Annotated in this window: 15 protein-coding genes and 1 riboswitch; of the genes, 4 read left to right on the top strand and 11 right to left on the bottom strand. The window is 65.2% G+C overall.

Annotated features, from left to right (window positions below):
• Window position 1: 1 nt before the first annotated feature.
• The 11 genes from G4D77_RS19980 to G4D77_RS19930 all read right to left on the bottom strand — a co-directional run bounded on the left by G4D77_RS19980 (window position 2) and on the right by G4D77_RS19930 (window position 14037).
• Window positions 2-898: a septal ring lytic transglycosylase RlpA family protein gene (locus G4D77_RS19980; RefSeq protein ID WP_047218458.1), complete on the bottom strand. Its 897-nt coding sequence runs from the start codon at window positions 896-898 to the stop codon at window positions 2-4.
• Window positions 899-976: 78 nt separating this feature from the next.
• The gene (gene metF, locus G4D77_RS19975) at window positions 977-1804 is read right to left on the bottom strand and encodes a methylenetetrahydrofolate reductase [NAD(P)H] (RefSeq protein WP_016448461.1); all 828 of its coding nucleotides are present in this window, start codon (window positions 1802-1804) and stop codon (window positions 977-979) included.
• 22 nt (window positions 1805-1826) lie between these two features.
• Window positions 1827-3029, bottom strand: a complete 1203-nt coding sequence (locus G4D77_RS19970; protein ID WP_016452756.1) for a TlyA family RNA methyltransferase — start codon at window positions 3027-3029, stop codon at window positions 1827-1829.
• A 157-nt stretch (window positions 3030-3186) separates the two neighbouring features.
• Window positions 3187-4617: an adenosylhomocysteinase gene (gene ahcY, locus G4D77_RS19965; protein WP_016448463.1), complete on the bottom strand. Its 1431-nt coding sequence runs from the start codon at window positions 4615-4617 to the stop codon at window positions 3187-3189.
• Window positions 4618-4687: 70 nt separating this feature from the next.
• Window positions 4688-4772, bottom strand: a riboswitch (S-adenosyl-L-homocysteine riboswitch).
• 7 nt (window positions 4773-4779) lie between these two features.
• Window positions 4780-5514 (bottom strand): response regulator, encoded by a 735-nt coding sequence (locus G4D77_RS19960; protein WP_016448464.1) that lies wholly within the window; start codon window positions 5512-5514, stop codon window positions 4780-4782.
• An 11-nt stretch (window positions 5515-5525) separates the two neighbouring features.
• A complete protein-coding gene (locus tag G4D77_RS19955; RefSeq protein ID WP_213757728.1) occupies window positions 5526-8231 on the bottom strand; it encodes a DUF4118 domain-containing protein in 2706 nt (901 codons plus the stop codon).
• A 34-nt stretch (window positions 8232-8265) separates the two neighbouring features.
• Window positions 8266-9141, bottom strand: coding sequence for a TorF family putative porin (locus G4D77_RS19950; RefSeq protein WP_016448466.1), 876 nt, complete (start codon window positions 9139-9141; stop codon window positions 8266-8268).
• 82 nt (window positions 9142-9223) lie between these two features.
• Window positions 9224-11308, bottom strand: coding sequence for a potassium-transporting ATPase subunit KdpB (gene kdpB / locus G4D77_RS19945; protein WP_016452759.1), 2085 nt, complete (start codon window positions 11306-11308; stop codon window positions 9224-9226).
• Between the two features lie 3 nt (window positions 11309-11311).
• Window positions 11312-12046 carry a potassium-transporting ATPase subunit KdpC gene (gene kdpC / locus G4D77_RS19940; protein WP_154833388.1) on the bottom strand — a complete coding sequence of 245 codons (735 nt, stop codon included), beginning with the start codon at window positions 12044-12046 and terminating at the stop codon, window positions 11312-11314.
• Between the two features lie 71 nt (window positions 12047-12117).
• Window positions 12118-13824, bottom strand: a complete 1707-nt coding sequence (kdpA, locus tag G4D77_RS19935; RefSeq protein WP_213757727.1) for a potassium-transporting ATPase subunit KdpA — start codon at window positions 13822-13824, stop codon at window positions 12118-12120.
• A gap of 114 nt (window positions 13825-13938) precedes the next feature.
• Complete coding sequence (locus G4D77_RS19930; protein ID WP_013800438.1) at window positions 13939-14037, bottom strand: potassium-transporting ATPase subunit F; 99 nt, start codon at window positions 14035-14037, stop codon at window positions 13939-13941.
• Window positions 14038-14326: 289 nt separating this feature from the next.
• Here G4D77_RS19930 and G4D77_RS19925 point away from each other — a divergent pair, with 289 nt between their 5' ends.
• The 4 genes from G4D77_RS19925 (at window position 14327) to G4D77_RS19910 (ending at window position 21889) form a co-directional block, all read left to right on the top strand.
• Window positions 14327-15952 carry a peptide chain release factor 3 gene (locus tag G4D77_RS19925; RefSeq protein WP_154833386.1) on the top strand — a complete coding sequence of 542 codons (1626 nt, stop codon included), beginning with the start codon at window positions 14327-14329 and terminating at the stop codon, window positions 15950-15952.
• A 462-nt stretch (window positions 15953-16414) separates the two neighbouring features.
• Window positions 16415-17830 carry an acyltransferase family protein gene (locus G4D77_RS19920; RefSeq protein WP_154833384.1) on the top strand — a complete coding sequence of 472 codons (1416 nt, stop codon included), beginning with the start codon at window positions 16415-16417 and terminating at the stop codon, window positions 17828-17830.
• 289 nt (window positions 17831-18119) lie between these two features.
• Window positions 18120-19877: a glycosyltransferase family 39 protein gene (locus G4D77_RS19915; RefSeq protein ID WP_193726190.1), complete on the top strand. Its 1758-nt coding sequence runs from the start codon at window positions 18120-18122 to the stop codon at window positions 19875-19877.
• Window positions 19874-21889, top strand: coding sequence for a hypothetical protein (locus tag G4D77_RS19910; RefSeq protein ID WP_154833380.1), 2016 nt, complete (start codon window positions 19874-19876; stop codon window positions 21887-21889). Before G4D77_RS19915 ends, G4D77_RS19910 begins: the two co-directional genes overlap by 4 nt.
• Window positions 21890-21896: the final 7 nt, after the last annotated feature.

Here is a 21896-nt window from a genome sequence, read left to right as displayed (position 1 = left end):
TTCAGCGCGCGTTCGAGGCCGCAGAGGCCACTGCGGTGGACGAGGCAGCGGCGGGCGCCGCAGCCTTCGCCACCGGCTTGGCGGCAGGGACGGCACGGCTGGCCACGGCCGTGCGTGCATTGGGCCTGGGGGCAGGCGCCTTGGCCTGGACACGCGGACGCACCGGCGCCTTGGCCTGAACCCGGGTCCGTGCCTGTGTTGTCTGTGCCTGTGCCTTGGCCTGCTGCGTCTTCTCGATGGACTTGGCCTTCCTGGCCGTGACCAGGGTTTCGGGGCATTCCTGCTCACCATCGTCGAGCTGCCACAGCTCCACGGGCTTGATGCCCAGGCCGACCATGCCCAGCTCCTGCGCTGCGGCCTGGCTCAGATCGATCACGCGGCCAGGCGCAAACGGCCCGCGGTCGTTGATGCGCACCACCACTGTCTTGCCCGTGGCGGCGCTGCGCACGCAGACGCGGCTGCCGAAGGCAAAGCTGCGGTGCGCGGCCGTCAATTCTTCCTTGTCGAAACGCTCGCCGCTGGCGGTCAGCCGGCCATGCAGGCCCGGGCCATACCAGGAGGCTAGGCCTTGCTGGTCGCTGTCGCGCGAGGGCACGAGGGCGAAGTCGGGATTGGAGGGAGCCTCGGCACTGTCTTCGGGCGAGGCCGACTCGGAGGGCTTGGCATCCGGGGATTTGCTGGCCGGCTGCGCGGCCCGCGATGTGCGGCCACCGCGCTTGCCGGCCGAGGGCACGGCCGCTGGCGTCTGGCCTTCATCCATTGCCGCCGCACCTGCGGTCAGGGCGCCGGACTCGGCATCGCTTTGTGCCACGGGAGCCGGCGCGCAGCCGGCCAGGGTGGCGGTGATGGCGCACATGGCCAGCCAGCGCCAGTGCAGGCGTCGAAAACCACGATCCATGGGCAAAAACCTCCAGGGAACGCCTGACCGTTCCCAAGTTCTAGAGGGTCGCCCGGGGCCGGCGCAGTGGCTGCGCGCTCAAAGGCCCAATCGATCGCAGATTTCCAGCGTGGCGACGCTCTGGTTCATCGTATAGAAGTGCAGCCCGGGAGCGCCCTGGCTGCGCAACTGCTCGCATAGACGGGACACGACATCGAGGCCGAAGGCGCGAATGGACGCCGTGTCATCTCCGTAAGCCTGCAGACGCAGGCGGATCCAGCGCGGGATCTCGGCGCCGCAGGCGTCCGAGAAGCGCATCAGCTGCGTAGAGCTGGTGATGGGCATGATGCCGGGAACAACCGGTGCATCAAGCCCCATGCCGCGCGCCGCATCAACGAAACGGCAGTAGGCGTCGGCATTGTAGAAATATTGGGTGATCGCGGAATCCGCGCCAGCGCGCACTTTAGCCGCAAACGCATCCAGATCGGACTGTGGGGATTTCGCCTGCGGATGGACCTCCGGGTAGGCCGCCACCTCGATGTGGAACCAGTCGCCGAACTCGCGGCGGATGAATTCCACGAGATCGCTGGCGTACTGGAATTCGCCACCCAGGCCATAGCCGCTGGGCAGGTCGCCGCGCAGCGCGACGATGCGGCGCACGCCCATGGCCTTCAGCTCCTGCAGTTCGGCGCGCACCTTGTCGTGCGTGGCGCCCACGCAGGAGAAATGCGATGCCGCGCTGACGCCTTCGTTCTGGATGTCACGCACCATGGCGAAGGTGCCCGTCTGCGTGGAGCCGCCCGCGCCATAGGTGACGGAGCAGAACTGGGGCTTGCGCGCATAGAGGTTCTTGCGCACCTGCACATGCTTGGTCGCGCCCTCGGGCGTCTTGGTCGGGAAGAACTCGAAGCTGATCGGAAAGCTCATGTAAGACTCGCTGCTCAGTGTTTCATTCGTTGCGTTTGCGCAGCTTGGCGCGGCCCGGACCGGGCACGCCGAACTCGGTACTGGTGTCGATCACACGCTCGTTGCGCTGCTCGCGCAGCACGGTGCGGGACACGCGCTTAGGCGCGGCCGGCTTAGGAGCGGCCTTCACGGCCGAGCGGGGCTCGTCGTCGTCCTGCGTTTCAGGCTGCTCTGGCTCCTTCACCACGGCCGCCTGCTGGGCATGCACGAAGAATTCGCGGTTGCCGTCGCCGCCTTCGATGGCCGACTCCATCCAGCCCTTGACCTCCAGGCCCAGCTCGCCCAGGCAGGTGCGGATGCGCTGCTCCACCTCGGTGAACAGGGCCGCATCGCGCACGATGCCGCCCTTGCCGACCTGGCCCGGCTGCAGCTCGAACTGCGGTTTGACCAGCATCAGCAGCTGGCCATGCGGCTTGAGCAGGCGCGTGACGGCCGGCAGCACCAGGGTCAGAGAGATGAAGGACAGATCGCCCGTGACGAAGTCGAACTGCGGCGTGATGTCCACGTCGGCAAACTCGGCGCGGCGGCGGCGCTGCGTGGCCACCGTGCCCTCATCGCGCGCCTTGCCCTTGGCCGCGCGCTCGGCCTTGAAGGCCTCGATCTCGTTTTCCTTGGCGTCGTCGCTGTCGTCGTAGTCCTCGTCGACCACGCCGCCGTTGCGCATCCAGGCATAGGGCGCCACGGGCTGGGTGTCGTTGTCGTCGGGATCTTCTTCCCAGCGTTCGGACAGCACTTCCTCGCAGGCCTCCTGCAGGCCCTCGGCCGTCACCGCGCGGGCATTGACGCCTTCGACGCAGATCACGCGCGCATCCGAGCGCAGCCGGTCATGCAGCTGGCCATGGCCCACGTCCACGCCGATGACCTGGGCGGCGCCTGCCTGCAGCAGGCAGTCGGTGAAACCGCCCGTGCTCTGGCCCACGTCCAGGCAGCGCAGGCCGTCCACCGACAGCTTGGTGGCCGCCAGCGCGCCTTCCAGCTTCAGCCCGCCGCGCGAGATGAACCGGGCCTCGGCCCCGTCCAGCAACTGCAGCTCGGCACCTGCGGGAATCTCGTCGCCGTTCTTGGCGACCTTCTTCCACGGCGTCAACGGCGTCATGCGCCACTGCACGCCACCCGCAATCAGCCGCTGCGCCTGCGAGCGCGTGGCCGCATGGCCGGCTTCCACCAAAAATACATCTGCGCGCATAGCGTCGCTCCAGGAAATCTCAGTTGACTAATGCCCGAAACCGGCGCGACCCAACTCAGGGACGCCAAGCAAGGGCCGCCCCGCAGCGAGGGCGTCGTCCCCCTCCCCCGCGAAGCGGGTAGAGAGGGGGAAGGCGCGTCAGCGCCTCAGGGGGTGCTTAATACCTATAAGTTTCGGGCTTGTAGGGACCCTGCTTGCTCACGCCGATATAGGCAGCCTGGCCGTCCGTCAGCTCGGTCAGCATGGCGCCAACCTTCTTCAGGTGCAGGCGGGCAACCTTCTCGTCCAGGATCTTGGGCAGCACGTAGACCTTGCCGACCTCGTAGGCATCGGGCTTGGTGAACAGCTCGATCTGGGCGATGGTCTGGTTGGCGAACGAGGCGCTCATCACGAAGCTGGGGTGGCCGGTGGCGCAGCCCAGGTTCACCAGGCGGCCCTTGGCCAGCAGGATGATCTTCTTGCCGTCAGGGAAGGTGATGTGGTCCACCTGGGGCTTGATCTCTTCCCACTGGTACTGCTCGATGGAGGCGACGTCGATCTCGTTGTCGAAGTGGCCGATGTTGCAGACGATGGCTTCGTTCTTCATGGCCACCATGTGCTCGTGGCGGATGATGTCGCGGTTGCCGGTGGTGGTCACGAAGATGTCGGCCTTGTCTGCCGCCCACTCCATGGTCACGACCTTGTAGCCTTCCATGGCCGCCTGCAGGGCGTTGATGGGATCGATCTCGGTGACCCAGACCTGGGCCGACAGCGCGCGCAGCGCCTGGGCGCAGCCCTTGCCCACGTCGCCGTAGCCGGCCACCACGGCGACCTTGCCGGCGATCATCACGTCGGTGGCGCGCTTGATGCCGTCCACCAGCGATTCGCGGCAGCCGTAGAGGTTGTCGAACTTGCTCTTGGTGACGGAGTCGTTGACGTTGATGGCGCGGAACTTCAGCGTGCCCTTGGCCGACATCTCGTTGAGGCGGTGCACGCCGGTGGTGGTCTCTTCGGTCACGCCGATGATGTGGGCGCTCTTGCGCGTGTACCAGGTGGGGTCCTGGGCCAGCTTGGCGCGGATGGCGGCGAAGGCGATCTTCTCTTCCTCGGAGGCGGGGTTGTCCAGCACGGACAGGTCCTTTTCGGCGCGCATGCCCAGGTGCAGCAGCATGGTGGCATCGCCGCCGTCGTCCAGGATCATGTTGGGGCCTTCGCCTTCGGTACCGGCGGCGCCGAATTCAAAGATGCGGTGGGTGTAGTCCCAGTAGTCGGCCAGCGATTCACCCTTGATGGCGAACACGGGCGTGCCCGTGGCGGCGATGGCGGCGGCGGCATGGTCCTGCGTCGAGAAAATGTTGCACGAGGCCCAGCGCACGTCGGCGCCCAGGGCCTTGAGCGTCTCGATCAGCACGGCCGTCTGGATGGTCATGTGCAGCGAGCCGGCGATGCGCGCGCCCTTGAGCGGCTGTGCCGCGGCGAATTCCTCGCGCGTGGCCATCAGGCCGGGCATTTCGGTTTCGGCGATCAGGATTTCCTTGCGGCCCCAGGCGGCGAGGGAAATGTCAGCGATGGCCGTGTCGGCGGAAACGGGACGAACAGCAGCGTTCATGGTTTTCTCCAAAAGATGAATGAAAAACCACGTTCTGCGGGAGACGAAAAAAAGCTCACCGCACAGAAAGCGTGGGCGAGCGTCGTTGCAGGTATGACTCCGAGCCTCGCAGACCGCATCTGGTGAATGGGCCTGCTGCAACGCTCCTCGGAGAGGCGCTGATTATACCGATCCCGGGGATGCCTCACCGCCCAGCCCCACAAGCCGGTAGCCCACCTGCAGCTCGGTCACCAGGTGGCGCGGCTGGGCCGGCTCGTCCTCGATCTTCTGGCGCAGATTGGCCATGTGCACGCGCAGGTAATGGGCACGGCCCAGGTATTCGGGTCCCCAGACCTGCAGCAGCAGCTGGCGGTGGGTCATCACACGGCCCTGGGCGGCGATCAGCGCCGCCAGCAGGCGGAATTCGATGGGCGTGAGGTGCACCGGCTGGCCCGCACGCCGCACCTCGTGCGTGGCCAGGTCCACCTGCACCTGGCCGAAGTGCACCTGGCTGGATGCAACTGCGCCGCCTGCGGCCCCCAGTTGCTGGCGGCGGCGCAGCATCACGCGCAGCCGGGCCAGCAGCTCGGGCACACCGAAAGGCTTGACCAGGTAATCGTCTGCGCCGGCGTCCAGGGCGGCCACCTTCTCGTCCTCGCGCTCGCGCGCGGAAAGCACGAGCACGGGCACGGAGGACCATCCGCGCAGCTCGGTGAGAACCTGCTTGCCGTCGGCATCCGGCAGGCCCAGGTCGAGGATGACCAGATCGGGCTGGCGGCTCGCCGCCTCGATCAGGCCCCGGCGCGCGCTGTCGGCCTCGAAGACCTGCCAGCCCTCGTCCTCCAGCACCAGGCGCACGAAGCGGCGGATGCCGGGGTCGTCCTCGATCATCAGGATGCGGTTGGTGGGCGTGCTCATGGCGCAAGACTCTAATCGAGCAATGGCTGCTCCGGCACCGGAAAGCGCAGCGTGAACACGGTGCCGGGGCCTGGGCGCGCGGCAGCGGCCTCGATGCGCCCGCCATGGGCCTCGACAATGCTGCGCACCAGCGCCAGCCCCAGACCTATGCCCGAGACGGTGGACTCGGCCGTGCCGCGCGTGAAGGGCTCGAACAGCGTCTCCACGGGCAGGTGTGGCGGCAGGCCGGGCCCGCCATCCTGCACGGCCACAAGCACTTCGCCGTCCTGTTCGCGTGCGTGGATGGTCAGCGGCGTGCCGGCCGGCGTGTACTTGGCGGCGTTGTCCAGCAGGTTGACCAGCACGCGCTCCATGAGCACGGCATCGAGCTGCAGCAGCGGCAGGCTGGCGGGCACGTCGGTGCTCACGGGATGCTCGTGCAGGCGCGCGCGCATCTGGCGCAGCGCGCTGCCGACCACTTCATCCAGCGGCAGCCATTCGCGCTGCAGGTGCACGCCGCCTTGCTGCAGGCGCGCCATGTCCAGCAGGTTCTCCACCAGTCGCTGCATGGCCTGGGCCTGGATGCGGACCTGCTCCAGCATGTCGGCTGCGCCGCCCGGCGGCACATGGCGCTGCGCGGCCTCGGCCGCGCCCAGGATGGTGGTCAGCGGCGTGCGCAGGTCGTGCGAGACGGCCGACAGCAAGGTGTTGCGCATGCGCTCGCCCTCCATGGCGATCTGGGTCTGCTGGGCCACGGCCACGAAGTGCTGACGCTCCAGCGCCAGCGCCACCTGGCTGGCACAGGCCTCCAGCAGGCGCTGCTCCTCGGGCACCTCCAGGCGCTGGGGCGCACGCAGTTGCAGCACCAGTACGCCCCGCATGCGCACGGGCGCCGCCAGCGGCACGTAGCGGGCCGGCGCGGCCGGCAGCGTGTCCGTGCCCTGGCCGGCCTGCTGGCCGTGGTCCATGGCCCAGCGCGCAATGCTGTCGTCCATGGGGCAGGAGCCGCCGCCGGCGGGGCGCAGGCGCTCGTCGGCATCGGGCAACAGCAGCCCGGCCTGGGCGTCGAACACGCCCGAGACCGTGCTCAGCGCAATCTCCACCACCTGCTCCTGCGTGAGCGCGCCCGAAAGGTCGCGCGCCAGCCGCGCCAGGGCGCCCGCGCGCCGCTCGCGCTCGGCCGCCACGCGCGCCTCGTGGCGCAGCCGCGCCATGAGCTGGCCGCAGACCAGGGCCACGCCCAGCATCAGCACGAAGGTGAACAGGTACTGCGTGTCGTTGACATGGAAGGATCCGCGCGGGGGCACAAAGAAAAAGTCGAAGCACAGTACCGACAGCAGCGCCGCCCAGGCGCCCGGGCCACGCCCCCAGCGCAACGAAGACAGCACGACGATGAGCAGGAACAGCATCACCACGTTGGCCGGGTCGAAGATGCGCAGCAGCTGCTCGGCCAGCACCGTGGCGGTCAAGCAGGCCAGGGTCACGCCGGCATAGCCCTTCCAGGGCAGCGGCCTGCGCCGCAGCGGTGCGGCAGGCGCGGCCTCGGTCCGGGCCGCGCTGGAGCCCCCGGAGAGCACCAGCACGTCGATGTCGGGATGCAGCTGGACGATGCGGTCGGGCAGGCTGCGGCCCCACCAGCGCCAGGGCGACCATGCCGGGCGCGGCGGCTGGGCCAGCACCAGGCGGCTGGCGTTGCGCTCGCGCGCGAAGGCAACCAGGGCCTCGGCCACATCGGCGCCCGGCAGCGTGGCCGTCTCGGCCCCCAGGCGTGCGGCCAGGGCCAGGGTCTTGAGCACGGCGGCCTGCACGCTGCGTGGGCGGTGCTGGCGCTGGGGCGCGTCCACGTACACCACCATCCAGCCAGCATCCAGCCGGCGTGCCATGCGCACCACCTGGCGCACCAGGGCGTCGTCGCCCGCGTGCCCTGCCACGGCCACCAGCAGGCGCTCACGCGCAGGCCAGACCGTGCCTATGGAGCGCTCGCGCCGGTAGTCGCGCATGTCCTCGTCCACGCGGTCGGCCGTGCGGCGCAGTGCCAGCTCGCGCAGCGCCAGCAGGTTGCCGCGCCTGAAGAAGTTGCGCGAGGCCCGCTCGGCCTGCTCCATCATGTAGACCTTGCCGTCCTTCAAGCGGCGCAGCAGCTCGTCGGGCGAGATGTCGACGACGATGACCTCGTCGGCATCGTCGAAGATCTGGTCGGGCACGGTCTCGCGCACCGTGATGCCGACGATGCCGCCCACCACGTCGTTCAGGCTTTCCAGGTGCTGCACGTTGATCGTGGTCCAGACATCGATGCCTGCGTCCAGCAACTCCTGCACGTCCTGCCAGCGCTTGGGATGGCGTGAGCCTGGCGCATTGCTGTGCGCCAGTTCATCGAGCAGCAGCACGCGCGGACGCCGCGCGAGCGCCGCATCCAGGTCGAACTCGCGCAGCGTCCGTCCCTGGTGCGGCAGCTCGCGCAGCGGCAGTTGCTCCAGGCCATGCAGCTGCTGCGCCGTTTCCTTGCGGCCATGGGTTTCCACGAGTCCCACCAGAACCTCGCGGCCCCCCTGGCGTTCGCGCTGGGCGGCGGCCAGCATGGCGTAGGTCTTGCCCACGCCTGCATTCGATCCGAAGTAGATGCGCAGCTTGCCCCGCCCCTCCTGCGCCCGCTCATGGCGCAGGCGCGCGACCAGGGCGTCGGGATCGGGGCGCGGCAGACCGGGCGGCGCCGGCTCGGCAGAGGACGAAATGGGCATGGTTCTCAGCCTAGCACCAGAGCGTGCTCCCACACTAGAACGCCGCCGACAGCGACAGCACCCAGCCGCTGCGGCCCAGGCTTTGCATCTGGCCTGCCGCATTGGCCGCGCGGTAGTAGCGCGTGTCGGCCGAGGTGCCGGCCCAGGCCAGCGTGGCCGTCCATGGCCCCCAGCTGCGGGCCAGCGAGACGCGCCAGTCGGCGTACGACAGTTCGCTGTAGTTGCGCACCTGCGTGTGGCCGGCATGCAGGCCCAGCACCGCCCAGTCGCCCAGCGGATGCTGGTAGTTCAGGTCCAGATAGCTGCTGCCGCGTGAGCTGCCGCTGCCGGGAAGTGCCTCGGCAAAGGCCGTGGCCGCCGTGCTGTCGCGCAGGCCGAAGTAAGGCGTCAGCGCCAGCGACCATTTGGCGCTGAAGCCGCCGTGGGTGACGCCCAGATAGGCCTCGGTGGTGTCGTAGCGCACGCCGCCGCTGCCATCCCCGCGGGGCACGCGCGCGCCGGGGTAGTTGTAGTGCAGCAGGCCGATGTCGCCCGTCCAGCCCGGCAGCAGCTCGGTGCGCCAGCCGCCGTACAGGTCAAGCTCCAGCGCGCGGCCGTCCAGATAGCTGTGGCGCGACACGCTGGAGCCGGACACGCCCAGGTAGGCGCCGCGCGGCAGCGACAGCTCCAGCCCGCCTTGCAGCGCCGGCCCCATCCAGCTTTGCGAGATGCCACGGAAACGGTAGTCGCTGAGCAGCGCCACGCTGCCGGTGAGCGCGTAGGCGGGTGCGGGCGATTGCTGGGCATCGGCACTGGCAGCGTTGACGGGAGAGGTCTCGGCCTGGGCATGGCAGGACGCAGCCGCCAGCGACAACAGTGCAGCCAGCGAGGCACGGGGGAAGAAACGGGGGACGGCACAAGCGGCCGTCATGGAAGAAACGGATTTCATCTTGGTTTTTGTACAGAGAAAGCAAGGCGGTGCCTGCCCGGGCGGGCAGGCTTGCCGCCAAAGATCAGGCCAGGCCGAAAGCCACCAGCAGCATGTCGATCAGCTTGATGCCGATGAAGGGGACGACCAGGCCCCCCAGCCCGTAGACCAGCAGGTTGCGCCGCAGCAGGGCCGAGGCGCCGATGGCGTGGTAGGGCACGCCACGCAAAGCCAGCGGTATCAGGACGATGATGATCAGCGCGTTGAAGATCACGGCGCTCAGGATGGCCGAGCCCGGGCTGGCCAGTCCCATGACATTGAGCGCCGACAGCTGCGGATACGTGCCCACGAAGGCGGCCGGGATGATGGCGAAGTACTTGGCCACGTCGTTGGCCACGCTGAAGGTGGTCAGCGCACCGCGCGTCATCAGCATCTGCTTGCCGGTCTCCACGACCTCGATGAGCTTGGTCGGGTTGCTGTCCAGGTCCACCATGTTGCCGGCTTCCTTGGCCGCCTGGGTGCCGCTGTTCATGGCCACGGCCACGTCGGCCTGGGCCAGTGCGGGTGCGTCATTGGTGCCGTCGCCGGTCATGGCCACCAGCCGGCCGGCGGCTTGGTGTTCGCGGATCAGGCGCAGCTTGTCCTCGGGCGTGGCTTCGGCAAGGTAGTCGTCCACGCCGGCCTCGGCCGCAATGGCGGCGGCCGTGAGCGGATTGTCGCCCGTGATCATCACGGTCTTGATGCCCATGCGGCGCAGCTCGGCAAAGCGTTCGCGTATGCCGTGCTTGACCACGTCCTTGAGCTCGATCACGCCCAGCACGCGGGCGCCATCGGCCACCACCAGCGGCGTGCTGCCGCGCCGCGAGACATCCTCCACCACCTTGAGCATGGCGGGCGGGAACTTGCCGCCCATGGCTTCGACGTGGCGGCGCACGGCGTCGGCCGCGCCCTTGCGCAGGCTGCGCGTGCCGCCGTCGGGCTGCGGCATGTCCACGCCGCTCATGCGCGTCTGGGCCGTGAAGGGCACGAAGACGGCATGCAGGGTTGCCAGGTCACGCTCGCGCAGGCCATGCATTTCCTTGGCCAGCACGACCACGCTGCGGCCCTCGGGTGTCTCGTCGGCCAGTGATGCCAGCTGCGCCGCATCGACCAGCTGCGCGGCCGTCACGCCGGGAGCGGGCAGGAATTCGCTGGCCTGGCGGTTGCCCAGCGTGATGGTGCCGGTCTTGTCCAGCAGCAGCACGTCCACGTCGCCGGCCGCCTCCACGGCGCGGCCCGAAGTGGCGATCACGTTGGCCTGCATCATGCGGCTCATGCCTGCCACGCCAATGGCCGACAGCAGGCCGCCGATGGTGGTCGGGATCAGGCACACCAGCAGGGCGACCAGCACCGTCAGTCCCACGACCTGCCCGCTGCCCGTCAGCTCCACCGCAAAGGCCGAATAGGGCCGCAGCGTGACGATGACCAGCAGGAACAGCAGCGTCAGTCCGACCAGCAAGATGGTCAGCGCCAGTTCGTTGGGCGTCTTGTGGCGGCGGGCCGACTCCACCATGGAGATCATGCGGTCCAGGAAGGACTCGCCGGGGTTCACGGTGATCTGCACCACCAGCCAGTCCGACAGCACGCGCGTGCCGCCGGTGACCGAAGAGAAGTCGCCGCCGGCCTCGCGGATCACGGGGGCCGATTCGCCGGTGATGGCGCTCTCGTCCACCGAGGCCACGCCCTCGATCACCGTGCCGTCCAGCGGTATGGTGTCGCCGGCCTCGACCAGCACCCACATGCCCGAGCGCAGTTCTTCCGCACCCACGGGATGCCAGCGGCTTTGGTAGCTGGCCTGCTCCAGCTTCTTGGCGACCGTGCTGCGCTTCATGCTGCGCAGGCTCGCGGCCTGGGCGCGGCTGCGCCCCTCGGCCAGCGCCTCCGCAAAATTGGCGAACAGCACGGTGAACCACAGCCACAGCGCAATGGCCAGGATGAAGCCCGCAGGCGCCTCGCCCTCGCCCGCCAGGGCCTGGGCCCAGAGCAGGCTGGTGAAGATGGCGCCCAGATAGACCACGAACATCACCGGGTTGCGCCATTGCGCGCTCGGTGCCAGCTTGCGGATGGAGTCACCCAGCGCCTGGCGCACCAGCGAAGGATCGAACAGGGACAAAGCAGTTTTGCGCGACATGGCTTACTCCTTGGCGGCATTGGCTGCCGCAGGCTGCAGCGTCGCGGCCGAGAGATCGTCCAGCGCCAGATTCAACTGCAGCACGTTCACGCGCGGCTCACCCAGCAGGCCCAGAACGCGCGGCTGCATCTGCTGGCGCAGCAGTTCCTGGACCTTGGCCACAGGCAGCTGGCGCTCGCGTGCCACGCGCGACAGCTGCAGCTCGGCATTGGCCACAGAGATGTGCGGATCCAGGCCGGAGGCCGAGGCCGTCACGGCATCCACAGGTACAGCGGCATCTGCCGCCAGACCATTGAGTTCGCGGTAGGCCGCCACGCGCGCCGCCACGGACTCCTTGAGCGCCGCGTGGGTCGACCCCTGGTTGGTGGCAGCCGACAGCGCGGCGTTGTAGGGCGCGGCCACCGTGGCATCGGCCTTGTCGGGATCCGGCGCCGTGGTGGCGCTGGGCCGACCCTGGAAATAACGGGGCGAAGCGAACTCCTGCCCGATCAGGGCCGAGCCCACGACCGAGCCCTGGCGCGTGATCAGGCTGCCATTGGCGGCCTTGGGAAACGCGGCCTGGGCCACGAGCGTGGTGACCAGCGGATACGCCAGGCCCGTGACCACGGCGACGAACAGCGCCGACCGCAGGCTGGGGCCGAACAGCGAGCGCAGCCCGCCGGCATCGGTCTGGGATGGAACCTGCGCATCGGTGCGCAGCACCGGCAACGGGCCGGAAGTGTGTGTTTGAACTTGCATTTCGGAAACCTCCGCCGCGCTGCTGTGTCAGGCACAGCAGGCGGCCAGGAAAAAAACGGGCTCAGGGGTGTTCAGGGATAGACCTGTCCTGACAGCATCTGCAGTTGCTCGACCACAGGGCCCAGGGCCAGCGAAGGCAGGAAGGTCAGTCCACTGACCACTACCACCACGAAGACCAGCAAGCCCATGAACAGCGGCGTGGCCGTCGGGAAGGTGCCCGGCCCCGCAGGCACGGTGGGCTTGGCCGCCAGGCTGCCGGCCAGGGCCAGCATGGGCAGCAGTGTCAGATAGCGGCCAGCCAGCATGGCCAGGCCGATGGTGGTGTTGAAGAACGGCGTGTTCGCATTCAGGCCCGCAAAGGCCGAACCGTTGTTGGCCGTGCCCGAGGCATAGGCATAGAGCACCTCCGAGAAGCCGTGCGGCCCCCGGTTGGTCAGACTGGCCATGGTGTCGGGCCAGACCGCAGCCAACGCCGTGAAGCCCAGGATGGAGATCGGGTGCGCCATCACGGCCAGCATCACCAGCTTGATCTCTCGCGCCTCGATCTTCTTGCCCAGGAACTCGGGCGTGCGGCCGATCATCATGCCGGCCAGGAAGACCGTGAGGATGGCGTACTGCAGCAGGTTGATCAGGCCCACGCCGTCGCCGCCGAACACACAGTTGAGCATCATCTGCGCCAGCGGCACCAGCCCGCCCAGGGGCGTCAGCGAGTCATGCATGGCATTGACCGAGCCCGTGGTCGCGGCCGTGGTCGTGGTCACGAACAGCGCCGTATCGGCGATGCCGAAGCGCAGCTCCTTGCCCTCCATGTTGCCGCCCGGCTGGGTGGCGCTGATCTGCTGGTCGGCACCTGCGGCCGTGAGCAGCGGATTGCCGGCCTGCTCGGCCGTGAACACCAGCGCCAGAAAGCCAACGAACATCACCAGGCAGGCGCCGAACAGCACCCAGCCCTGGCGACGGCGCAGCAGCATGGAGCCAAGCGCATAGGTCAGCGCCGACGGGATCAGCAGCATGCCCAGGATGTGGAATGCGTTGGTCAGCGGCGTGGGGTTCTCGAACGGATGGGCCGCATTCATGCCGAAGAAGCCGCCACCGTTGGTGCCGATGTGCTTGATGCTCTCCAGGCTGGCCACGGGGCCGAGAAGAATCTGCTGGCGAGCGCCTTCCAGCGTCGTCGCCCAGACCTGGCCATCCAGCGTCTGAGGCACACCCTGCCACACATAGACCAGGGCCACCACAAAGCTCAGCGGCAGCATCACGCGCCAGAGCATGCGCACATAGTCCACCCAGTAGTTGCCCAGGTCCGAGGCACTGGAGCGCGCCAGGCCGCGGATGACACCCGCCGCGGCGACCACGCCCGTGGTCGCGCCAGCGAACATCATGAAGGTGATGGCCACCATCTGCGTGGCGTTGGACAGGCTGCTCTCGCCCGAATACGCCTGCCAGTTGGTATTGGTCACAAAGGACACGGCCGTGTTGAAGGCCAGGTCCGGTGTCTGCGCCGCATTGCTCAGCGCATTGAGCGGCATCCAGCCCTGCAGGCGCAGCAGCGCATAGCCCAGCAGCAGCATGGCGCCGTTGGACAGCAGCAGCGCCAGCCCGTAGCGCTGCCAGCCCATGCGCTCGGCCGGGTTCACGCCCAGAGCGCGAAAGCTCAGCCGCTCGATCCAGGCATGGTGCTCACTCGTGAAGCAGCGTGCCAGCCACTGCCCCATGGGCACGGCCAGCGCCGTCATCAGCAGCAGCACCAGTGCATATTCCATCCAGGTCAACCACATGGAGGTCTCCTTTCAGGCAGTCAAATCCGGCCCAGCGCCGCCACGAAGGCCAGCAGGCCCCCGAAGCAGCCCAGGCTCAGGGCGATAAAGATCAGGTCTTGCATCTGCGCCACCTCAGAACTGTTCGGGCCGCAGCAATGCGTATCCGAGGTAGACAAACACAGCCAGGGCGCCCAGGGCGCCCAGCCATCCGGTGATTTCGGTCAGGGTCATAGGGATTTCTCCCGCATCGGCGCCGCATGGCGGCACCTGTTGTTGCGATGGGGAAAACTCTAGGGCCGGGGCTGTCAAAAGCGGATTGAGATTGCGACGTGCCGTATCAAGACGGCATCAAGAAACCAGGGACACGACTTACATCCCTGTTCGCCGATATTCCCGGTGCGAAAGTAGAATGGCGGCCATTTGCGGCCTCGCTTGGCTCCATGTCCCAATGGCCGCCCGCGACAGACATTACGTCTCCCTTTCCTGGCAGGCACCGCCCTGCCTCTGCGCTCTCAATACTGTGTCATACGCCTCTGAAACCCGGCGCCGCCGGACTTTTGCCATCATTTCCCACCCCGACGCGGGCAAGACCACGCTGACCGAGAAGCTGCTGCTGTTCTCGGGCGCGATCCAGATCGCGGGCGCCGTCAAGGGCCGCAAGGCCAGCCGCCACGCCACCTCCGACTGGATGGAAATCGAAAAGCAGCGCGGCATCTCGGTGGCCAGCTCGGTCATGCAGATGAGCTACCGCGACCATGTGGTCAATCTGCTCGACACCCCGGGCCACAAGGACTTCTCGGAAGACACCTACCGCGTGCTCACGGCCGTGGACTCGGCGCTGATGGTGATCGACGCCGCCAACGGCGTGGAATCGCAGACCCGCCGCCTGATCGAGGTCTGCCGCCAGCGCGACACGCCCATCATCACCTTCGTCAACAAGATGGACCGCGAAGTGCGCGATCCGCTGGACATTCTTGACGAAGTGGAGCGCGAGCTGGGCATGCCCTGCTCCCCCGTCACCTGGCCCGTGGGCCAGGGCAAGCAGTTTGGCGGCATCATCAACCTGCTCACCCAGACCATGACGGTGTTCCAGCCTGGCAGCGAACGCCGCCCCCAGGACTTCGAGGCCATCCCCCTGGCCGAGGCCGACAAGCTGCGCGCGCGCTTCGGGCAGGCCTTTGACGACGCGCTCGACAGCATGGAACTGGCCCAGGGCGCCTCGGCCCCCTGGGACCATGAGGCCTTCCTGGCCGGCAAGCTCACGCCGGTCTTCTTCGGCTCCGGCGTGAACAACTTCGGTGTCATGGAAGTGCTGGATGCCGTGGTCGACATGTCGCCCCCGCCCGGCCCCCGCAAAAGCTCGCTGCTGGTCAACAAGCAGCCTGTGGAAAAGATCATCCACCCCGAGGACGAAGGCTTCTCCGGCGTGGTCTTCAAGGTCCAGGCCAACATGGACGCCAACCATCGCGACCGAATCGCCTTCGTGCGCGTGGCCTCGGGCAAGTACACACCCGGCATGAAGATGAAGGTGCAGCGCACCGCCAAGGAACTGCGCCCCACCTCGGTCGTGACCTTCATGAGCCAGCGCCGCGAAGCCGTCGAAGAAGCCTATGCGGGCGACATCATCGGCTTCACCACGCATGGTGGCGTGCAGTTGGGCGACACCATCACCGACGGCGCGAGCCTGCAATTCACGGGCCTGCCCTTCTTCGCCCCTGAAATGTTCATGACCGTGGTGCTCAAGAACCCGCTGCGCACCAAACAGCTGCAGCAGGGCCTGATGCAGCTGGGCGAGGAAGGCGCCATCCAGGTCTTCAAACCCGAAGCCGGCGGCAACATGCTGCTGGGCGCCGTGGGCCAGCTGCAGTTCGAAGTGGTGCAGCACCGCCTGAACACCGAATACGACTGCGACATCCGCCTAGAAGGCTGCCAGTACACGGCCGCCCGCTGGATCACGGCCGACACGCCGGGCGAACTGCGTGAATTCGAGAACGCCTACCCGCTGCGCATGGCGCGCGATGCGGCCGACACGCTGGCCTATCTGTGCACCTCGCCCTATGACGTGCGGCTGGCGCAGGAGCGGTTTCCGAAGATTCACTTTCATCCGCTGCGCGAGCATGCGGGGTTGGCGTTGCAGGCCAATTAACTGAAGATCCACACGCAAGAATGCACTGCAACCACTGTGCGGCCTTCTGAAGACTGCCGCATGCAGATCGACTGACATTGGCGGGCGCACAGTTGGTATAGGTGAACTCCTGGCGTCGGCCTGTCATGCTGAAGTTTGAACACCGTGCAATGGCACCGCAACGGACATTTCGCCTACCGTTGCAGCCACTTTCCGCATCACCGAAGCATTCAGAGCCTCAGACGTCAAGGCCGAGGCTCTGAATGCCTTTTCAACGCGGTTCCGGACCTGACTCCCGATGTACGCGGTTGACAGATTGACGAGACCGTAGCCCAGGAAAAAGGAGTTGGCACACACTGCTCTGCAACCAGCAGCGCAGGAATGGGCAGCTTTTTACTCCCCCTGACTTGACCGCAAAAACTCTATCCGGCTTTTCTTGCCAGGAGGGCGTCGGGCAACCCGCGCTAACAGAACACCATTGTCTTGGCATGCGACATCAAACCAGATGATGTCTTTTGTCATTTATCTGACACGCCCCTACAATGCGCCTTCACCTCAAAAAAAACGGCCCAGATCCATGATCAATGGGACGCCGTTGCCCGGGCATCTCGCCAGACAAATAATTATCATGCTTACCAATCCATGAGCCTCAAGCAATTTTTGGAACTGGAAAAAAAGACCACGTCGGGTCTCTATCTTGACAATTTGACTGGAATAAGAGGCTTGGCGGTGCTGTGGGTTCTGCTCCTGCACACCTGGTCCATCAGCGGAGGCAACAGCATCAACCTCACTATTCCGTTTACAAGCATCGAAGTAGGGATCACGCGAAACATTCGCATGGGTGAGTGGGGCGTTGACATCTTCTTCGTGCTTTCTGGCTTTCTGCTGTCGATGCCTTTCCTTAAAAATATGGAGAGCACGCCTTTCTGGGAAAGAACTTTGATGTTCTACAAACGCAGGGCACTACGTCTTCTTCCAGCATTTTATTTCACACTGCTGGTGCTTCTTTACATACTTATGTATGGCCTGGGGAAAATACCAACCCCGACAGAGATGGCCCAACACGTTCTTCTCGGAAACATTTTCTTTGGAACACCTGCTCTGAGGGGAGCATTTTGGTCTCTGCCAGTGGAGGCACATTTTTATGTCGTGCTGCCATTTCTTCTTGTGATTGCATTTCGCTGCAAATCCTTCCGCGCTTTTTTCATTTCTCTTGTTCTTCTGACAATTGCATTCAGAGTTTCCATACTCAACACTTCATTATTTCAACCCAAGGGGGCATATCTCTTCTCATTTCTCGGACGCGTCGATCAGTTTTCCATAGGGATTCTCTGCGCTCACCTTTTTCTCAACAAACCGGCATCCGCTCGCCAGGGCAACATCATCACCCTCCTGAGCATACTGGGCTTCATTGTTTTCATCGCGGTGATTGGCCATCGCGGGAACATGTTCGAAAAACGTGATCCGTTCTACTATTTCTTCCAGACTGTAGTCGCGCTGCTGGCAGCCTCACTTATCTACGGAGCGGCCTCACCCAGCAAAATTGCAAGCAGTCTGTTTGGCAATCGTTTCATGATTCTCATAGGCACAATAAGTTACAGCATGTACCTATGGCACACCATCATTCTTGACATCTTCGCCATGTCGAATCTGCCGCATGGACTTACTGTGGAGAACAGGCTGATTGCCACAATTTTGTACACGTGGCCACCCATCCTTTTCATTTCCTTCTTCTCATATATATCTGTAGAGCGACCTTTCCTGAAAATTCGTCACGACTACCACAATCAACCGACATCTCTCATTTCAAGATATCCAGTCTATTTTTTATGTTTCTCTGCCGCCGTACTTGTGGCACTGACCATGGCATGTCAGCAAATATATAAAATAAACCACTGAGATACTGATGATTGCCCACGGGCAGGCCTGATAGGCCATCCTCCAGTGGGCACTGAATTCAGGCAGGGGAAGAACACCGGTCGGCACCCGTACATCTTGAACCGGATTGCGCAGTAGACAGCAACGCTAGAATCGCTGGTCCAGTTCTCGGGCCGGCCAGCCTTGAGGCGTACGCCTGCGCATTGCGCAAACCGCCCACTGCCGAAGCACGGAGGGATAGTCCCTGGAGCGTGCTGTACCAGGTACACCGCAAGACAGGCGCACGATGCGCCAGGACCATTTGCTATCCATGCTTTCTGCCCACCAACGACAAACCTACACACTGCGATGGACGGTCCTGGGGCTGGTGCTGCCCCTGCTCGTCTATGCGGTGCGCGCCCTCCCCGTCCTGCTGGACCCTTACCTGCCGTTCGACACGGAGTACACCTACTTGCCATTGGCCAGGCGCCTCCTGGAGAACCCCTGGCTTCTCTGGAAAAGCCCCGACGTGCTTCAGACGGCTCCAGGAGTCTTCGTCTACATGGCCTTCGCGGGCGCGGATCTGGTGACTCTCAAGTGCTGGAATCTTGCACTGGCACTGACTACCTTGATCCTTCTCTTCGATGCCGGCCGTCGCATCGCAGGCCCCGCCGCGGCTGCAGCAGCAGCATGGTTCTGTGCAGTGTCCCCCACGCTGGTCGTGCTCAGCGTCTGGCCTATGGCAGAGCCGCCTTTCCTCTTCCTGGTTGCACTCTGGCTATGGTCTTGCACCTGCTGCCTAGACGCAAATGCCAGCCGCACGCTGTCAAGAGCAGCTCCTGTCACCGCAGGACTTGCCCTCGGTCTTGCGACCCTGACACGTGCCACCTACATGTACTGGATTCCGGCCGCCCTTCTTGTGCTGTGCGTGGTCGCATGCGTTCCCCGCTGGCGGAAAAGTCTTCCGTGGCAAGGCCTGCTGGCAGCACATCTGATCGCCCTGGCATGTGTGGGCAGCTACATGGCCCTCAATGCGCACACTTTCAAAAAACCAATGATCGCCACAGGAGCCGGAGGAGCCCTTTATTTCGGAAGCAATGCCATGCTGCGAGGGCAGGAGCCCCACCATTTCGGACTCATGCACGACAACGTGACAGTCACGGGCTTCGTGAATCACCTGAGCCTTGAGGGGAATGCCAAGCTTGTCAAGGCCGCACGGGACATGGTCTCTACCCTTCCGGCATCCACGTTGATTCCGCTGTATGCAGAAAAGGCAGGCTCACTTCTCTTTTTCAGCAAAAGCCACCTGCGCAACTACTCCGAACGGATCTGGCGCGTGGTCCTGCTCGTGCTGGCGATATTCGCGACATGGGTAGGCAGACGTCGGCCCATCATCTGGCTGCTGTCAGGCGCCATGCTCTATCAGTGGACCGTGCTGATTCCCGTCCTTTACAACCCACGCTACAGCATTAGCGCACTGGATACGGGCCTGACTTTGCTGGCAGCAGCGGGGATCGGAGCCCTGTGGAACTCATCCCGCCGGAAAATACTGGCTCCGGTGGGAGCTTGCGTTGTGCTGCTGGCTGTGCTGGGAGCTGCATGGCATCAGCGCCAGAGCCCCGCGCCTCTGCCCAGGCTGGATGTCATGCAGCCACAGCGCCTGCAGTCCGCGGAACCTCTGGAAATCACCTTCAGCGGCTTTGACCAATCCCCGCTCCAGGAGACAACTGCGGTGGCAAGCACAGGAAAATTCTCAATCACCTGGCAAAGCACATTCCCGGAACTGGAGGGGACCATGCTCCTGCGTCTGGGCATCAGCGAAATGCAAGGCTGCTGCAAACATGCATGGCTGGTCAACACAGACCATCAGGGACAAGAGCGTGTCCACCACATACGACTGCAGGCATGGAAGGGCGATACCGATTTTTCCTGGGGACTGAATCAGGTTCTGATGCCCCTGCCCAGCCGCCAGCTGCAATTGCGCTTTGAATGCACTGTGGGCACCCGTGCACGCTTTTCCGAGTTGGGGCTTTATGACGCCAGCGCAGGCCGCTGGCTGGGACGCCAGAAACAAGAGGCCAAGCAGTGACGCGTTGGAAAAAGATCGCCGAACATACTCCTTGCCTGTGGACGGCTGCTTGGCTGGCCTGGATTCTGCACGCAGCCACCAAACAGCTGATCCGCTATTTCCCTCCGGCAGATGCCGAAATCAACGGGGATGCCAATTGGACCTATCTGCCGAACGCGCGCAGGCTGCTTGAAGACCCCTGGACCTTCCTGACCACCGACCCCGCCAGCTACTACGTCGCCCCGCTGGGCTACGTCTGGGCCGCCGTATGGGGAGCTGACCATGCTCGCATAGAACTGGCCAACTCCATACTCTTCCTGGCATGCGTGCTGATGATGTGGCGCTGCGCTACTCGACTGGGCGGCCTGTGGGCCGGGGTGATTGCGACCAGCCTTCTGGTCTACTACCCGGACCTGATGTCCTTCATCCCGCAGGTGCTGACAGAAACGATCTACCTCTTCGGCCTGATGCTGTGCATGACGGCTGGCATTGAATACGCGCTGGGAGGGCCGCGGCCTCGCATGCTGCTGGGCGTGTTCGCCCTCGGCCTCACCATCACCCTGCTGTCACGCCCTGTTCTGCAGATCTTCACACTGGCAGCCCTGATCGCTGCACTGGTGCTGACCGCATACGCCACATGGCGTGGCCCGGCGCTCGGCAACACCCTGTGTTGTCTGTCACGCGTCATTGATCGCCGCCTCTGCGCGGCCCTGCTGGCCGCAATCCTGCTGCCCGCTGCCGTCATCATCAAGAACGGGACATGCTTTGGCGTCTGGGCGCTGGGAACGGGCGCCGGCTCAGGCCTGCTGTACGGCGTGAGCCCCACCAAGATGGGGCTGGAACCCATCTACTCGGGCTTTGGCTATGACGCCTCGCTTGTCCCGCAGATCGCCTCAGACATGGCCACTGCCAACCCCCTGGCCTACGAGTCAGACCGCATCAACGCACGTGTAGGCCTGGAAATCATCAGGAACACATCGCTGGCGGACAACGCAGTTTTCTTCGCCCACAAAATCAAGGCTTGGCTGATCTACAGCACGCCCGAACTGCAGTTCCTGCGCAAACTGCGCGCTTTGCGGGTGTTCGAGTGGCTTGCCATCGGCTTTGCCGCCATCTCGCTCGCTCTCCAGGCGCGGCGACGCCCCAAGGGCGAACGCCTGCGGCTGCCCGGCCCTCCAGGGCACGAGCCGGAACGGCTCACCATCCTGCTGACACTGCTCTTGCTGGTGCTGGCCATGGCGGCGCAACTGGCGCCTGTGCTCTACAACACGCGCTACAACCTCTTTTTCCTGGAACCCTGGCTGATGCTGCTGTGCGGTGTGGCATGCGCCATCCTGCTGCAAAAACCTGCCGCGCTGGCCACATCCTCCGGCTCTGCAGCCAGGGGTCTGCGCCAGCTGGCGCAATGGCTGCCGCGCAAGGTGGCCATCGTGCTGGTGCTCGCACTGCTGCCGCCTGCGCTCGCACGCTACGCGGCCCGGCACGAAACCTGGGGCATGGACCCGTATCGGCCCGGCCCTGTGGAGATGGCACTGGACCGCACCGCCATGGGCGCCCTTCAGTCCCAGGATGCCACGGACCTCGGCGAGGGCCGGTGGAAGCTGACCACCAGCCCGGCCGCCCTGGTCATACCGCTGGAAATCAAGGAGCCCGGCATCCTTTCCCCGCATCGCACCATGGATGCCATCTGGCGAGCGCGCTTCGCCATCGAGCTGCAGGGAGAAGAAGCCCGCACCTGCCGCAAAGCCGCCGTACAGGTCTCCAACGCCTATCAGTCGAACGACTGGTATGAGCCCGATACCGCCCTGCGGCTGCGCCCCGATGGGAAAGCCCACACCTACGCCCTCCACGGAAACGACCATCTTCGCCCGGCAGGACCAGGCAAGCTGATCATTACCTTCCACTGCCCCAAGGACGCCATCATCACCTGGTCTGGAGCGGAACTGCTAAGGTCCACGCTTCCCGAAGCCGCTCGCGCGTTGATACAGCAAGGCGTGCCCATCGACCCCTACTACCGCCACGAACCTCGCTGACGCCCTC

This window comes from Delftia sp. WY8, assembly GCF_018437695.1.
Classification (GTDB): Bacteria; Pseudomonadota; Gammaproteobacteria; order Burkholderiales; family Burkholderiaceae_C; genus Comamonas; species Comamonas tsuruhatensis.
Note: the sequence above shows the minus strand (reverse complement) of the source record. Positions and strands in the feature narration are given on the sequence as shown.